Below are 15,685 nucleotides of genomic sequence, written 5' to 3' on the forward strand. Positions count from 1 at the left end.
TTTTCGCTACAGGCTATAGGATACAAAGCATGAGCGAGCGACATTACATCATCGGTGCCCATGGCTATACAGCCTCATCGTTGGAGCCTGCACTCTATCTGGTTGCCACGCCGATCGGCAATCTTGGTGACATTACCTTGCGGGCGCTTGATGTGCTCGCGGCGGCAGATATTTTGGCTTGCGAGGACACCCGCGTCACACGTGTCTTGCTTGAACGCTATGCTATCCGACACAAGCCGGTAATCTATCAGGAACATAATGCTGCCGAAGCCGGCCCAAGACTGATTGAGGCAATGCTCACGGGGCAGTCCGTTGCGCTGGTTTCAGATGCCGGGACACCGCTTATTTCTGATCCGGGTTTCAAGCTCGTGGAAGAAGCCCGCAAGGCAGGAATAAAGATTATTCCTATTCCCGGTGCTTCCGCCATTTTGGCAGCCTTGATTGCTACCGGCTTGCCTACGGATTGTTTTTTCTTCGCCGGTTTTCTCAGTTCAAAAAGGGCGCAGCGTAAAAGCCGGTTGGAAGAATTGTGTCACATTCCGGCATCGCTGATTTTCTATGAATCACCGCATCGTGTTTGCGAAACACTGGCGGATATGGCCGAGATTTTCGGCGCGGAAAGACGCGCTGCCTTATGCCGTGAATTGACCAAGAAATTCGAGACCGTTGATGTCTCAACCCTGGGGGAACTTGCTGAACGTTACGGCGAACAGGAGCGGGTGCGCGGCGAAATTGTCCTTGTTGTGGAGCAGACAATCGCGAAAAGCCTATCTTCGACACCGGAAGAGGTTGATGCATTATTGTTGCAATTGGCAGCTGAGCTTTCCACGTCAAAGGCTGCCGGTGAAGCGGCCAAGATGACCGGTTTGCGCAAACAGGATCTCTTTCAGCGTTTGATTGCTTTGAAGGGGTGAAGAAGCATGGCAGACAAGCGCAGGAAGCAGGCTTTTTTGCGCGGTATTACTGCCGAAACACGCGCTGCCTGGTTTTTGCGACTAAAAGGTTTTCACATTGCGGCCCGCCGCTTTAAAACCCGGCATGGAGAAATCGATCTTATTGCACGGCGTGGTAATCTTGTCGCCATTGTCGAGGTAAAGGCACGACCAACTCTAGCCGAAGCGATGGATGCGGTCGGCATCGTTAACAGCCGTCGCATCGAAGCGGCCGCTGACATATGGTTGGCGCAACAGGCAGATCGCAACGCGCTCGATTTACGCTTCGATCTTGTGGCTGTCATGCCTCACCGCCTGCCGCGGCATGTGCCAGCCTTTTTTCAATCACGCGGATAATTTTTTCCAACTGTCGATCAAGTTTAGAAAAAAAGCTTCAAGCGGCGGCATTCCAGAATGCGACTATCTCTTATCTCAATGCGTTTTTCCATGGATAATCCACACAGAAGGAACATGGAGCAACACGATCATGCAGGACAGGGAAAAACTATCTGTATTTCCAGCTTTCTTTAAGGTTGCAGGCAAACGTGTTCTGGTTATCGGAAATGGCGAGGAAGCGCTGGCCAAGCTAAGGCTTTTGCAGCAAACAAACGCCGATCTTGTTTGCATAGCAGAGGATGCACTTCCTGTTTTGCGCGACTTTCTAGCCGAACAGGATATTGAATATATTGACCGGCCGTTTACCGCTGCGATGCTGGAAGGTGCAGCACTGATTTTTGCAGCGGCAAGTGAAAGCCGAAGCAATGATCAAGTGGTCCACGCGGCACGGCTTGCAAACATTCCCGTTAACGTTGTTGACCATCCTGCCCTTTGCGATTTTTATACTCCTGCGATCGTCAACCGAGCACCTATCATTGTTGCAATCGGCTCTGAAGGCGCGGGGCCTGTTCTGGCACAAATCATTCGTGCGCGCATTGATGCGCTATTAGCGCCTAGTCTGGGAAGGTTGGCACGCTTTGCCGGACAGTTCCGGCCACAGGCTGAAATGCTTCAAAAGGGCGGCGAACGGCGTTCATTCTGGCGTCGATTTTTCTCGGGCGATGTAGCGCGGGCGATCGCGTTGGGTGATGAAAATCTTGCTTATGAAGCGGGTTTGGCATTGCTTGACAACCAGTCTCAGGCGCAGGGGATCATTTCTTTGTTTGCGGTCAATACGGATGAGGCTGACAATATTACGCTGCGAGGGCAACGGGCGCTGATGAATGCTGATGTGATCCTCTATAATGACGATGTGTCGCAAACCATCCTCGATCTTGCACGTCGCGATGCGATCTTGCAGCCGGCCATACACCGAAAAGGGGATGCAGCCTGGCACGCACACACGCTTGCGGCCGCAGGAAAACAAGTATTACGACTTTATCGGCATGAAGATGACATGATCGACGATATTGTCACGTTGAGTGAGGCAACGATTGCCTATGAAATTCTCTCAACAGTTGTTGATGCAGAGCCCGCCAAAGGTTTTTGGGCGCGATCGGTGAAAGCCAAGCACAGCACGAAAAAAGCCGCATGAGGAACGCATTATGGGTATAAAGGTTTTGACGGCCAACCGCCTTATCGATGGAACCTGTGTTTGGTTTGCGGGGGAAAAACAGTGGCTCGAAGATTTCCAGAAGGCCTATTTTGCATCCGATCAGGAAGACATCGTCTTGCTGGAAAGTGCAGCATTGGAAGCGCTGAACAACAATATCGTCGTTGATGCCAATCTCATTGATCTTGCCGACATTGATGGCAAACAGGTTCCAACACGACTGCGTGAGCGCATCCGTATCGCTGGGCCTACAATCGCCTATTCGGCCCGTTTTGTGGAGGAACGCTGATGTACAGATATGACGAATTTGACAAGGCATTTGTGTCCGCAAGAGTTGAAGAGTTCAGCGATCAGGTGGAAAGGCGCCTCAAGGGCGAACTGACCGAGGAGGAGTTTAAACCCTTACGCCTGATGAATGGCGTCTATCTGCAATTGCATGCTTACATGCTCCGTGTGGCTATTCCCTACGGCACGTTATCATCGCGACAAATGCATAAGCTTGCTTATATTGCTCGAACATATGATCGCGGTTATGGCCATTTTACCACGCGGCAGAACATTCAATATAATTGGCCGAAATTGTCCGATATACCGGCAATTCTAAAAGAATTGGCAGAAGTTGAAATGCATGCCATTCAAACCAGTGGAAATTGTATTCGCAACGTCACCTCGGATCACTTTGCCGGTGCTGCGGCCGATGAGGTTGCAGATCCGAGACCTTATGCCGAAATTTTGCGCCAGTGGTCATCGCTGCATCCAGAATTCTCTTATCTGCCACGCAAATTCAAATTTGCCATTATCGGTGCTGATGAGGATAGGGCTGCCATTCAGGTTCATGATATCGGGATACAGCTAAAACGTAATAGCGATGGCGAGATCGGTTTTGCTTTCTACGTCGGGGGCGGGCAGGGGCGCACCCCCATGGTTGGCAGGCTCATCAATGACTTTGTTCGCGAAGAGGATCTATTAAGCTACGCCACAGCGATCATTCGCGTTTACAATCTACACGGTCGTCGTGACAATAAATACAAAGCACGCATCAAAATCCTGGTTCATGAGACGGGACTTGAAACCTTGAAAGAGGAAATCGAGGCTGAATTTTCCGCTTTGAAAGAGGGGCAACTGAAACTTCCACAACAGGACATTGCGGCAATTGAAAACTATTTCGCATATCCCGATCTCGCAGCGCGTCCTGACGGTTCTTCTATTTTGCAACAAGCCCGTTTGCACAAGCCTTCTTTCGATCAATGGGTTGAGCAGAATATTGCTGTTCATAAACACCCTGATTACGCCATTGTAACCGTTTCGCTCAAACCCATTGGCGGCATTCCGGGAGATGCAACGGCTGAACAAATGGATGTATTGGCGGAACTGGCAGAAAAATTTTCTGATGATGAATTGCGTGTTTCCTACCATCAAAATATCGTGCTGCCACATGTGGCAAAGGCCGATCTGGTACAGGTTTACGATGCGCTTGTGGCTGCGGGCCTGGCAACCGCGAATATCGGGCAAATATCCGATATCATTGCCTGTCCGGGATTGGATTATTGCGCATTGGCCAATGCCCGTTCTATTCCTATTGCACAGGCAATATCGTCCCGTTTTGCCGATGCAAAGCGCCAGCGTGATATCGGTGAGCTCAGTTTGAATATTTCCGGCTGCATTAATGCCTGCGGCCATCATCACGTTGCCAATATCGGGATACTCGGTGTGGAAAAAAAGGGTGAGGAACTGTATCAGCTAACCCTTGGCGGGGCTTGCGGCACGATGACGGAAATTGGTGAGATCACCGGGCGCGGATTTGAACCTGAAAAGATTCCAGATGCGGTTGAAACGATTGTCGACACTTATCTGCAATTACGGGATAGCCAGCATGAGACATTCATCGAGGCCTATCGACGTTTGGGAATGGCACCCTTCAAACTTGCGCTTTATGGCGAACCGACAAAGGCTGCATAGATGGAGACAATAGCAGCAACGAAATTATGGGGAATAAACGGGTTTATCGACAATGTTTATAACCATTGTGATGCATTTGACGATGGCGCTAATCATCTTTTGATTTTGCCGCTTGCAGCTTGGCTATCGCTCGTTGAAACGCGGCCTGACGATGCGAAGCGCAATGGTGTCCGGTTGTCCGCAGCCGATGATGTTGAAGTGCTTTGCCCCTATCTTGAAACCATACCGCTGATTGCCTTGGATATCCCTGTTTATCATGATGGGCGCGCTTACTCCAAAGCCGCGCGGCTGAAAAACCGTTACGGTTATCAGGGAGAGATCCGCGCAACGGGCAATATTCTGATCGACCAGATATCGAATTTGCTTCGTGCGGGTTTTGATACGCTTGAAATAGCCCATGAACTGACCGCAAAACGTTTGGCCGACGGTGGAACCGTGCGGTTTCCCGGCTATTATCAACCGGGAAGCGGACTGGCGAGAACAGGGCCTGCCCGACAATGGCGGACAGGCTGATCGTAGCGCTGCAACGGCATCACTTTATACGTCCGACACGATAGATTTATCGGTTTTTTTTAAAAAACATTTCGTTTTTCCAACGTGATGCGTTAGAAGGAGGGCTATTGCAAACAGGGCAAGTGCCTTTGCCATTATGAGGATTGATCATGGACGATTATGAGAAGTTCGCAACCGGCCTTTTAATTATGTTTGGTGCGCTGATTATCGGTGGCCTGATGGCCATGCATATTGTCACCATGAATAAAGCGGGTTTTCTGTTTGCGCTGGCAGGCGGCGTTGTCGGCTGGTTTTCAGCTTTTGCCATATTGTTTGATAAGCCAAAGGCCTATCTGGGCATGATTATTCTGGCAATCTTATGCGTTGCAGTGTCTATCGGCATTTATGTCCGATAGGTTATCTGCGATATCCCGTAAAAAAAGCGCCGGTTTTCCGGCGTTTTTGTTTTGTTATAGGACGGTTCATTGACATAAAGAAATCTTTATGTCAGTGAAAGTACTTGATATGAAAGGGTTCTCTATGTCGCATCCCGCTAGCAGCCTATTTGGAAATCTCAAACCCGCAACCGACCGTATTGCGCTTTTAAATCAGGCCGCAAAAGAGCGAATCCTTATCCTTGATGGTGCCATGGGAACGCAAATTCAAGGCTTGCACTTCGATGAAGAACATTTCCGCGGTCATCGTTTTGTGGCATGCGAATGCGCGTTGCAAGGCAATAATGATCTATTGACGCTGACACAGCCGCAATCAATTGAAGATATCCATTATCGCTATGCCATGGCTGGTGCCGATATTCTGGAAACCAACACATTTTCATCAACTACCATCGCCCAGGCAGACTATGGTATGGAAGCGATGGTTTACGAGCTGAACCGTGATGGTGCGCGTTTGGCCCGCCGCGCCGCGGAACGGGCAGAAAGCCAAGATGGTAAACCGCGTTTTGTCGCCGGTGCCATTGGCCCGACAAATCGAACGGCATCGATATCGCCGGACGTCAATAATCCGGGCTATCGCGCTGTGAGTTTTGATGATCTGCGCATAGCCTATGCCGATCAGATACGCGGTCTTATCGACGGTGGAGCTGATCTTCTATTGGTTGAAACGATCTTCGATACTTTAAATGCGAAAGCGGCGATCTTTGCTGCCGAAGAAGTCTTTATCGAGAAAAATATACGCCTGCCAATTATGATATCCGGTACAATTACCGATATGTCGGGGCGCACCCTTTCAGGGCAAACACCAACGGCCTTTCTCTATTCGATTGCCCATGCAAATCCGTTTTCTGTCGGGCTCAATTGTGCTTTGGGCGCCAACGCCATGTTGCCGCTCATTAAAGAAATGGCGGAAAACACCGAACATCTTATTTGTGTCTATCCCAATGCCGGTTTGCCGAATGCCTTTGGTGAATATGATGAGACGGCTGACCACATGGCTGTGCAAATCGAGCAATTTGCACGCGAAGGTGTGATCAACATTGTCGGCGGCTGTTGCGGCACCACACCGGAACATATCCGTGCAATTGCCGAAATCGTAAAACCGTTCAAACCGCGTGTTGCACCGCATATCGAAAAGCGATTGCGTCTTTCCGGATTGGAGCCCTTTACATTGACGGATGATATTCCCTTTGTAAATATTGGTGAGCGAACCAACGTGACCGGCTCGGCGCGCTTTCGTAAGTTGATCACCAATAATGATTATGCGGCGGCTTTGGATGTGGCGCGCGATCAAGTGGAAAACGGCGCGCAAATCATCGACATCAATATGGATGAAGGTTTGATCGACTCGCAAGCCGCCATGCATGATTACCTTAATCTTCTGGCCGCAGAACCCGATATTGCTCGTGTACCGGTGATGATCGATTCTTCAAAATGGGATGTTATTGAAGCCGGTCTGAAGTGTGTTCAGGGAAAGTCGGTGGTCAATTCCATCTCGCTTAAAGAAGGTGAAGAAAATTTCGTGCGTCAGGCATCTTTGGCGCGCGCTTATGGCGCTGCAGTCGTCGTCATGGCATTCGATGAAGACGGACAGGCGGATACCAAAGAGCGAAAGGTTTCGATTTGCAGCCGCGCTTATAAAATATTGACGGAAAAAGTCGGTTTTCCGCCGCAGGACATCATATTCGATCCCAATATTTTTGCTGTTGCTACCGGTATTGACGAACACAATAATTATGGCGTCGATTTCATCGAGGCTACAAAGGAAATACGCCAGACATTGCCTTATGCGCATGTATCGGGCGGGGTGTCCAATCTGTCATTTTCTTTCCGCGGCAATGAACCTGTCCGCGAAGCGATGCATTCCGTCTTCTTATACCGTGCCATTGCTGCAGGAATGGATATGGGGATCGTCAATGCCGGACAGCTTGCGGTTTATGAATCGATTGACCCGCAGTTGCGCGAAGCCTGCGAAGATGTCGTGTTGAACAAGGATAAAGGTGCGACAGAGCGCCTATTGGCCTTGGCTGAGGAATATCGCGGACAAGCTAGCGGACCACAAAAGGAAAAGGATCTAAGCTGGCGGGAGTGGCCGGTCGAAAAACGGCTGGAACATGCATTGGTCAACGGTATCACAGAATACATCGACGCTGATACTGAAGAAGCCCGCTTGGCGGCAACGCGCCCGCTGGACGTGATTGAAGGCCCGCTTATGGCCGGTATGAACGTTGTGGGAGATCTCTTCGGCGCTGGCAAGATGTTTCTGCCGCAGGTGGTTAAATCCGCCCGTGTGATGAAACAGGCTGTTGCGGTCTTGCTGCCCTTTATGGAAGAAGAGAAACGGTTGAACGGCGGTCAGGGCCGTCAAACTGCCGGTAAGATCATATTGGCGACCGTAAAAGGCGATGTCCATGATATCGGTAAGAATATCGTTGGCGTCGTTCTAGCCTGCAATAATTATGAGATCATCGATTTAGGTGTCATGGTCCCCGCCCAAAAGATATTGGAGAGTGCACGGGCGGAAAATGCAGACGCCATCGGCCTTTCCGGCCTCATTACCCCTTCATTGGACGAAATGGTCAATGTTGCCAGTGAAATGGAAAAACAGGGCTTTGATATTCCGCTACTTATTGGCGGTGCAACGACAAGTCGAGTTCATACGGCTGTCAAAATCCATCCGCGTTATGAGCGCGGGCAAAGCGTATATGTGTTGGATGCAAGCCGCGCCGTCGGGGTTGTTTCGGCACTGCTTTCACCAACGATGAAAGAAGAAACTATTCAAAACCTACGTGCTGAATATGCGCAGGTTGCTGCCGCGCATGAAAAGAGCGAAGCGGCTAAAAAACGTCTGCCTATTGCCGATGCACGGGCAAATGCTTTGCAGCTGGACTTTGATCGCTATCAACCGCCCAAACCATCATTTCTTGGCACCAAGATATTTGACCATTGGGATCTTGCCGAACTGGCCGGTTATTTTGACTGGACGCCGTTTTTCCAAAGCTGGGAACTGCGTGGACGGTACCCTGCTATTCTACAGGATGAGAAACAGGGTGAAACCGCAAGACAGCTTTTTGCCGATGCGCAAGCCATGCTTGAAAAAATCATTGCTGAAAAATGGTTCGAGCCAAAGGCGGTCATCGGTTTTTGGCCTGCCAATCGCATTGGCGATGATGTACGACTTTATACTGATGACAGCCGCAATGAAGAGCTTGAAACATTTTATACTTTGCGCCAGCAATTGACCAAACGGGACGGTAAACCCAATATGGCGCTGGCCGATTTTGTGGCCCCTGTCGGCGTTGCCGATTATGTCGGTGGTTTTGTCGTAACAGCCGGTTTTGGCGAACAGGCCATTGCCGAGCGTTTCGAACGTGCCAATGACGATTATTCGGCTATTTTGGTCAAGGCTTTGTCAGACCGCTTTGCCGAGGCTTTTGCTGAATGCCTGCATGAGCGTGTGCGCAAGCTCTATTGGGGCTATGCGCCTGATGAAGACATTTCCAGAGATGATTTGATTGCGGAAAAATACCACGGTATTCGGCCCGCTCCCGGTTATCCGGCACAACCTGACCATACGGAAAAGCGGACTTTGTTCAAGCTGCTTGATGCACATCAGGCAACGGGCGTTTCATTGACAGAAAGTTTCGCCATGTGGCCGGGTTCATCGGTGGCGGGACTCTATTTTTCGCACCCCGAAAGTTACTATTTCGGCGTTGCCAAAGTGGAGCGTGATCAAGTGCTGGATTATGCACAGCGCAAAAAAATGGATGTAAGCGAGGTCGAGCGTTGGCTTGGCCCGATATTAAACTATGTTGTGGAGGCGCCAAAATGAAAATCGGCTTTATCGGCACGGGAACCATAACGGCTGCCATGATTGATGGCCTGATGGCAAGCCGGCTTGAGGTCGTGCAAATCATGGTTTCTCCACGCAATGGCGTGATAGCAGACCGCCTTGCACGCCAATATTCATGTGTCCACATTGCGGAAAGCAATCAGGATGTCATCGACCGCAGCGAGCAGGTGTTCATCTGCCTGCGGAGCCAGATAGCAGAAGAAACACTGAAACACCTTGATTTCAGCCACTGCAAGCTTGTTGTTTCGGTTTTGGCAATGGTAACAGCCAAACAGGCCGAAGAATGGGTCGGGCAACCGGTCTATCGTGCGGTTCCGCTTCCTTTTGTCAGCGAACGCCGAAGTTTAACGGCAATTTATCCGGATCACCCGTTTTTGCGCACGATGTTCGATGCGCTTGGTGGCAGTATCGTGGTGAAAGATGAAAATCAGTTCAACCTGATGATGACGGCAGGCTCACTGATGGGCGTTTACTTCAATATGATGGAAACGTCGAGCCAGTGGCTGCAAAATCAAGGGCTCGATGGTGATAAAGCCATAGCCTTCTTATCCACGATGTTTGGAAACCTCGCGGATGAAACACGGAAAAGCAGCAAGCCCGATTATAGTGCGCTGGAGCGAGAGTTTTCGACCAAGAACGGTACAAATGCGCTTGTGTCGCAACTTTTCGACGAGCATGGCGGTCGAGCTGCACTCACAGATGGCCTGCAAGCTGCATATGAGCGGATAAAGGGATTGTAGTCTGGTGTCAGTTGTTTAATATGCCGACGAGTTTGAGAGGGTGGAACCGATGAGCGTTAAAGATATCACACGTCTAGATGTTGTCGTGCCGGATGAGCAGAAAGTGGCAAATTTGGCTGAGCGGATCGACCTGATGGATCCAAGTCTATCGGTGTCCTACGGCGCTGATGCGATGCAGGATATTTCAAGTTTTGCCGATTCGGTTTTAAGTAAAGTGCGCGCTCGTGATGTGGCTCCGGTCAGTGAATTGCTTTCAGGAATGTTGCAAAAGGTGCAAGAACTCGACATTTCCGTTTTGTTGAAAAAGAAGAGTGTCCTTGCCGCCCTTCCTCTTATCGGTCAGGTTTTTGACGCCGCGAAAACCTTTGTCCAGCAATTTGATACTATCGCCGATCAGGTGAACCAGGTTTCTGAAAAGCTTGATCGCTCCATGGAAGGGCTTATTCGTGACGTCGAAATGCTTGACCAGCTTTACGGCAAGAATTTGCGTCTGCATCAAAGTATGACAGACTATATTGCTGCTGGCCGCATGCGCGTTGAGCAGGCGCGCACAGGCGAATTGCCGCCCATGCAGAAAATGGCGAACGAAAGCGGAAATCCGTTGGATGCGCAAAAGCTGCGCGACTTCAACAGCATGATCGACCGTTTTGAAAAGCGGCTGCATGATCTTGAACTTTCGCGGACGCTGACTTTGCAGACAGCACCGCAACTACGGCTGATCCAAAGCAATGATCAGGCTTTGGCGGAAAAAATCCAGACAAGTATCCTGACCACTATTCCGATCTGGAAAAATCAGTTCATATTGGCAATTGCTCTGCAAAACCAGCGTGACGCTGCCAAAATGCAAAAACAGGTTACCGATACTACCAATAAGCTATTGCGCAAAAATGCCGAATTGCTGGAAACAACTTCGATTGAAACAGCACGTGAAGTTGAGCGCTCCATTGTTGATATCGATACGTTGAAAGATATACATAATCGCCTTCTGAATTCGATCGAAGAGACGCTGAAAATCTCTCAGGAAGGACGACAAAATCGGCAAATCGTCGAAAAGGATCTCCAGAGAATGGAAAAAGAGCTTTTCACCAAATTGGCCGATATTGCCGATCGTCAAAAGAAACAGGCTGACAGAGAAGTAAACGAACGTATCGCATCTGACGGCGCGCAGGCGGCGCCGGCAATCACGAAGCAGCCGTAGAAGCCTGAAGCTATCAAATGAAGCGTGGGATCATCAAGCGTCTTTTCATCCATGCGGCCAGTCTGTTTGCCGCCGTATGGATTTACGTTGAACTATACGGCGCATCGTCAGATAAAGACGAATTGGTGATTGCGAGCTATGTGGGCCTTATCTGTATTTTCGGGCGCCATATGAGCAATCGCTTTGGCGGTTTTTTTCCGACCTTATGCGGTATTATTCAGGTGCTTGTCGCCTATCTTTTGGGTGCGCCACTACCTTATGCGCTGCTTTTGGGTGGTTTGGTGGCATGGGTTGCAATGTTTTATGGACGACGGATCATGCATTGCTATGTCCGCCATAAAATCGCCAAGACCGAATGGTTCGCGCTGTTGATGGTGGCCTTCTATCTCCCCTATCAAGCAATTCCCGATACGATATGGGCCTATTTGTCGATCATCCCGGTTGGTTGGATAAGTATCAGATTTTCGACCGGCATAGCTATAAAACGGGCTCTTATTTCTATTAACGGCAGTGTCACAGCGACATTAAACGTCATTTCAAGCTTCAGAAGAAAAGAATTCGAAAAAATCAGCTCTATCTATAAAGAGATTGTAGACTATGTCTCCGCGCTTATAAAATCCGGTATAAAGCGAGGGAAATCCGGGCCTTTCTTTGCCGTAGCTTATCGTTTAGCCGATATGACAAAAGAAGCCGAGACGCTGTCTGCTATAACCGCGGCCGAGGATTTTGACCTAGCAGTCAATAAATTGCTTTCTCAATCCATTATTGTTCGGGAATATCTTAAGCTCGCCAATAATAATGAAAATACTCAGCCTTTGGATCAGCCAGAAAGCAAGAATGCCGGTAGGCAGTTTGACGAAAAGCCTTTTCGAAAAGATGTCTTGGCTTTGTCGAAGATTGCTAAACGATTGCCGGACAGTTACGCCAATGTTTTTAGAAGCATTGGACGGTCGGCTGATAATATCATCAATTGCATCGATACCGATCCCAACGACGTGCTACGCGGAACCCGCTTTTTAAAACGTTATCTGCCCATTGCCATCAATATTGGTGAGAAGCATCTGGCTTTTTTGGCGAACAAGCCAAGCGCGCAGGTTGTACAAGATGTTGATCAATCAAACCTGAAGATTTTAATGCGCCTGGATAATGCCTTTTCGGCTGAACATGCCAATTTGTTGAAAAATGATGTCATGGATATCAATGTTGATATCAACACCTTGGATCGGTTGTTGAAAATTGACGGATTTGATTAGGTTCTGGCCCTCGAGCATCGTTCGATCTGAAGGGATCAGATCGACGCTCTAATCTCTTGTTTATACCGCGTTTTTTATGCGATAGGAACGGGATAAGAAAACGATTTTGTGAATCGTTTTCCCCATGGATGCACTTCATACTTTGCTGAAAACACTCCAATCCTGAAAGATACCATCTCGCAGAGCGAACATGAACTGAAAATAAATTTAAGGTTCACGGTCAATTCAAACGCATTGGCGCAATATGCACTCATGACATGAAAGGAAAACTTGTTATGAAGCACATATTGGCAGTTCTATTGAGCCTCGGCATCATTCTTCCCGCCGGCGGCGCACTTGCGACGCAAGCCGAAGCGCGATCCGGCGTTATTGTGGGGCCGAATGGTGGCGTGGCAATTTATCATTCTGGTAAGAAGGCACCGCCCCGCTATCGCCACTCTTATGGTCCGCGCCATGGATATCGCGCACCCCCGCCACCGCCACCCTATTATCGGCCGCACCACGGCCCCATGCGTCCGCACCACGCTGCACCCCCGCCACGCGGCCCACAGTGGCGTTAAATAATCTAGAGCGCATAAGCTGTTCAATGAATCGAATATGCGCTTTAGGTCTTTGGTTTTGCCGCATTTTTTGTCCGATAGGAGTGGGATTAAGAAAACGATCCTGTGAATCGTTTTCCCCACGGATGCGCTTCACACTTTTCGGAAAATGCTCTATATGACGTTCCCCGTATTGGTTTAAAGCGCTTTTCGACCTGATTGAATCAGGCCGACGCGTCTCAAGCTTTTGATTTGTCGCGGTATCTTATCCGATTGATGATTCACATCAATCGGGAACCGCTCCAGGACAGTGCGGTGCTATTTTACGCTAAGCATGAAGCAATCTTAGCTTTTCCCATTTCCGCCAGCTTGCGCAAACTTACGATATTGGGTCAGCGCGGTAATCATATGATAGAAAATGGATGCTGGGACATCGTCGGCAATGGCACGACCATTCTCAGAAACCAGATCAATCCACAGTCCTTTTGGTGCTGCTTCTATATGCCATCGGAAGAGGCGGCCTACACGCGCCTCAATTTCCGGTTTGAGATCTGGGCCGTCATTGCCATCAAGGGCTAACGCCGCCTTGATCGCTTCGGTTTGCGGCCAGCTGCGGGAATTGGTGTCTATGGGCATGCCATGCCGCGATATCGTATTATATGCAAGCCCGGTAGCACGATTTAACCCGTTGGCGATGGTGGAAGCGTATAGTTTTTTCGCAAGTTTGATCACACTCCGGTCGCCGGACGTTGACGAAAAATCGACGAGAAGGGACGACCATTCAAAGTGATGTCCGGGTTCGCATATGTCGCCATCGGGCGACGCGGCTCTTTGCCAGTCGGCATCGTAGTATTCTGCCAAAGTCCAGGTGTCATCGTCGAAAAAATGGCTCTTGAATAATTCGACAATGCGCGAAGCTCTTTGCAGAAAACCGATATCACCGGTGACCTCGAACCATGCCATAAAACTTTCAAGCAAATGCATATGCGGGTTTGCGCGCCGAAATCCGTCTTTGGCTCGCGCATGGGTGTTTTCCAAAAATCCCCGACCATGCTTATCCGCCAGGCAGCGATCAAGAAAAGAAAAGGTTTCCATGGCCATGGGTAGCGCTTGCTTATGGCCAACACGATGGGCATGCGCAAGCGCCAGCAGAACACATGACTGGTCATAACTATCTTCTGTATCGTCTATTATACCGCCTTCTTTGCCTAGGACAGAGGCCCAACCGCCATTACTGGTTCGTCCGTTGCACGCGATAAAATCAAGGCCGTGATCTATAAGCGCTTTAAACGGCCCATCCCATCCCATCTCGCCCGCCATAGCAAAAGCATATATTTGTCGCGCCATCGTCCGCATGCGTTTGTCACGCAATAGCGGTAGACCATCAAAGCCCAAGGCTTCGTAGAAGCCACCTTTTTCATCCACGCCGCGTGTCGACCATAAAGGCAGTGTCTCATCAAACAACCAATGTTCAACGCGCGAGAGATAGGCCCCGCTTTGTGGCATCTTGTCGGCCGCAGGGGTAAACTTGGTTTCAAGCCTTCCAACTTTTTCCAAGGTTGCCACCACTTCGCGGACATTTTGACTTTGCCCGACAGGTGCGACAAATGTCGCGTCGGTTGTTGCAACAACAGCCATGTTTTCCAGACCTACTGCGGATAAAAGCCCGGACTCAGAGCGTAGGTAACTGCCTTTGCAATTAATGGCGACGACATCGCCAATAGTCACGTTGCCATGTTCGTCCGATACGGTTGGGCTGGCTTGTTGATCGAGCAAAGATTGCCAAGACCCCAAATCGTTCCAGCGGAAACGCGCCGGTACGAGCGCTATATCCTTCACCTCTTCCATAATGGCATAATCCACTGAGTTGGAAGGGATGGCGGCATATTCATCGAAATTCAGCCAAGTTCCTGAAATATCCGTGTGGGCTGTTGCGCGTGCTTGTGCTGTTTTTTGCCAGATTTCCGGCTGGTAGGTGATGAACGCCTGCTCCATCGTTGCCGCTGAAAATAGAAAAATTCCCGAGTTCCATAAGAAATTACCGGATTCAAGATATTGTGCCGCCGTAGATGCATCGGGTTTTTCTACAAAACGAACGACATCGTAGATACCATCCGCTTTATTACCGGTTTCAACATACCCGTAACCTGTTTCCGGCTTATCCGGACGAATACCGAAAACGACGATCCGATTGCGCCGCGCCGCCTTAACCCCTTGTTCAATTGTATTCCAGAAATCTTCGTCCGTTGCTATCTCGTGATCGGAGGGGACAACAAGCATCAATGCGTCGCCATGCTCTGCAAGCGTAATTTGCGTGGCCAATGCGACAGCGGCGGCGGTGTTACGACCTAAAGGTTCAAAGATAGGTCTGCCACCGTTGAGAGGGAGACCTGAGATATCCTGTCGCAAGCGGTATTCATGGTTTTCCGAGGCAATCAGATAGATTGGTGCACCGTCGCCTTGCTGCGCATTCATGCGTTTGACCGTGCGGGAAACCATAGAGCCTTTGCCCGATAGATCATGAAATTGCTTGGGAAAATCCTCCCGTGATAACGGCCATAGACGTGAGCCGATACCACCGCTCATGATAAAACTGATAATCTTTTCGGCCATTATCTAATTCCTGCACTCGTCTTTAGAAAGGGATAGTGCTGTTAACATAGCATTTCAAGGTTTAACTTGATGGGGTGCTGCGGTTTTGCGGGCCGATTAAAA

General features: G+C 49.6%; 13 protein-coding genes. 12 read left to right on the forward strand and 1 reads right to left on the reverse strand.

Annotated features, from left to right (window positions below; translation table 11 throughout):
- The first annotated feature begins 29 nt into the window (after positions 1 to 29).
- The 12 genes from rsmI (at position 30) to ACYSNS_RS10065 (ending at position 12,991) form a co-directional block, all read left to right on the forward strand.
- Positions 30 to 914 (forward strand): 16S rRNA (cytidine(1402)-2'-O)-methyltransferase, encoded by an 885-nt coding sequence (gene rsmI / locus ACYSNS_RS10010; protein WP_461723014.1) that lies wholly within the window; start codon positions 30 to 32, stop codon positions 912 to 914.
- 6 nt (positions 915 to 920) lie between these two features.
- Positions 921 to 1,289 (forward strand): YraN family protein, encoded by a 369-nt coding sequence (locus ACYSNS_RS10015; RefSeq protein WP_461723015.1) that lies wholly within the window; start codon positions 921 to 923, stop codon positions 1,287 to 1,289.
- Between the two features lie 130 nt (positions 1,290 to 1,419).
- Complete coding sequence (locus tag ACYSNS_RS10020) at positions 1,420 to 2,463, forward strand: precorrin-2 dehydrogenase/sirohydrochlorin ferrochelatase family protein (RefSeq protein ID WP_461723016.1); 1,044 nt, start codon at positions 1,420 to 1,422, stop codon at positions 2,461 to 2,463.
- Between the two features lie 10 nt (positions 2,464 to 2,473).
- Positions 2,474 to 2,770: a DUF2849 domain-containing protein gene (locus tag ACYSNS_RS10025; RefSeq protein ID WP_461723017.1), complete on the forward strand. Its 297-nt coding sequence runs from the start codon at positions 2,474 to 2,476 to the stop codon at positions 2,768 to 2,770.
- Positions 2,770 to 4,440: a nitrite/sulfite reductase gene (locus ACYSNS_RS10030; protein WP_461723018.1), complete on the forward strand. Its 1,671-nt coding sequence runs from the start codon at positions 2,770 to 2,772 to the stop codon at positions 4,438 to 4,440. Before ACYSNS_RS10025 ends, ACYSNS_RS10030 begins: the two co-directional genes overlap by 1 nt.
- Entirely contained in the window at positions 4,441 to 4,953 is a 513-nt protein-coding gene (locus ACYSNS_RS10035; protein WP_461723019.1) for a DUF934 domain-containing protein, read from the forward strand.
- 149 nt (positions 4,954 to 5,102) lie between these two features.
- A complete protein-coding gene (locus ACYSNS_RS10040; protein ID WP_461723020.1) occupies positions 5,103 to 5,348 on the forward strand; it encodes a hypothetical protein in 246 nt (81 codons plus the stop codon).
- A 124-nt stretch (positions 5,349 to 5,472) separates the two neighbouring features.
- Positions 5,473 to 9,219, forward strand: coding sequence for a methionine synthase (gene metH / locus ACYSNS_RS10045; RefSeq protein ID WP_461723066.1), 3,747 nt, complete (start codon positions 5,473 to 5,475; stop codon positions 9,217 to 9,219).
- Positions 9,216 to 9,980, forward strand: a complete 765-nt coding sequence (locus ACYSNS_RS10050; RefSeq protein ID WP_461723021.1) for a pyrroline-5-carboxylate reductase — start codon at positions 9,216 to 9,218, stop codon at positions 9,978 to 9,980. The genes metH and ACYSNS_RS10050 overlap by 4 nt, the downstream gene beginning before the upstream one ends.
- A 49-nt stretch (positions 9,981 to 10,029) precedes the next feature.
- Complete coding sequence (locus ACYSNS_RS10055) at positions 10,030 to 11,178, forward strand: toxic anion resistance protein (protein WP_461723022.1); 1,149 nt, start codon at positions 10,030 to 10,032, stop codon at positions 11,176 to 11,178.
- A 17-nt stretch (positions 11,179 to 11,195) separates the two neighbouring features.
- The gene (locus ACYSNS_RS10060) at positions 11,196 to 12,431 is read left to right on the forward strand and encodes a 5-bromo-4-chloroindolyl phosphate hydrolysis family protein (RefSeq protein WP_461723023.1); all 1,236 of its coding nucleotides are present in this window, start codon (positions 11,196 to 11,198) and stop codon (positions 12,429 to 12,431) included.
- Positions 12,432 to 12,706: 275 nt separating this feature from the next.
- Positions 12,707 to 12,991, forward strand: a complete 285-nt coding sequence (locus ACYSNS_RS10065; RefSeq protein WP_461723024.1) for a hypothetical protein — start codon at positions 12,707 to 12,709, stop codon at positions 12,989 to 12,991.
- Positions 12,992 to 13,315: 324 nt separating this feature from the next.
- Here ACYSNS_RS10065 and ACYSNS_RS10070 read toward each other — a convergent pair whose 3' ends face one another.
- Positions 13,316 to 15,583, reverse strand: a complete 2,268-nt coding sequence (locus ACYSNS_RS10070) for an AGE family epimerase/isomerase (RefSeq protein ID WP_461723025.1) — start codon at positions 15,581 to 15,583, stop codon at positions 13,316 to 13,318.
- Between the last annotated feature and the right edge of the window lie 102 nt (positions 15,584 to 15,685).

The organism is Bartonella sp. LJL80 (assembly GCF_054871565.1).

Coding starts and splice junctions, on each gene's coding strand:
- rsmI (WP_461723014.1), top strand. CDS start 30: ATGAGCGAGCGACATTACATCATCGGTGCCCATGGCTATACAGCCTCA.
- ACYSNS_RS10015 (WP_461723015.1), top strand. CDS start 921: ATGGCAGACAAGCGCAGGAAGCAGGCTTTTTTGCGCGGTATTACTGCC.
- ACYSNS_RS10020 (WP_461723016.1), top strand. CDS start 1,420: ATGCAGGACAGGGAAAAACTATCTGTATTTCCAGCTTTCTTTAAGGTT.
- ACYSNS_RS10025 (WP_461723017.1), top strand. CDS start 2,474: ATGGGTATAAAGGTTTTGACGGCCAACCGCCTTATCGATGGAACCTGT.
- ACYSNS_RS10030 (WP_461723018.1), top strand. CDS start 2,770: ATGTACAGATATGACGAATTTGACAAGGCATTTGTGTCCGCAAGAGTT.
- ACYSNS_RS10035 (WP_461723019.1), top strand. CDS start 4,441: ATGGAGACAATAGCAGCAACGAAATTATGGGGAATAAACGGGTTTATC.
- ACYSNS_RS10040 (WP_461723020.1), top strand. CDS start 5,103: ATGGACGATTATGAGAAGTTCGCAACCGGCCTTTTAATTATGTTTGGT.
- metH (WP_461723066.1), top strand. CDS start 5,473: ATGTCGCATCCCGCTAGCAGCCTATTTGGAAATCTCAAACCCGCAACC.
- ACYSNS_RS10050 (WP_461723021.1), top strand. CDS start 9,216: ATGAAAATCGGCTTTATCGGCACGGGAACCATAACGGCTGCCATGATT.
- ACYSNS_RS10055 (WP_461723022.1), top strand. CDS start 10,030: ATGAGCGTTAAAGATATCACACGTCTAGATGTTGTCGTGCCGGATGAG.
- ACYSNS_RS10060 (WP_461723023.1), top strand. CDS start 11,196: ATGAAGCGTGGGATCATCAAGCGTCTTTTCATCCATGCGGCCAGTCTG.
- ACYSNS_RS10065 (WP_461723024.1), top strand. CDS start 12,707: ATGAAGCACATATTGGCAGTTCTATTGAGCCTCGGCATCATTCTTCCC.
- ACYSNS_RS10070 (WP_461723025.1), bottom strand. CDS start 15,583: ATGGCCGAAAAGATTATCAGTTTTATCATGAGCGGTGGTATCGGCTCA.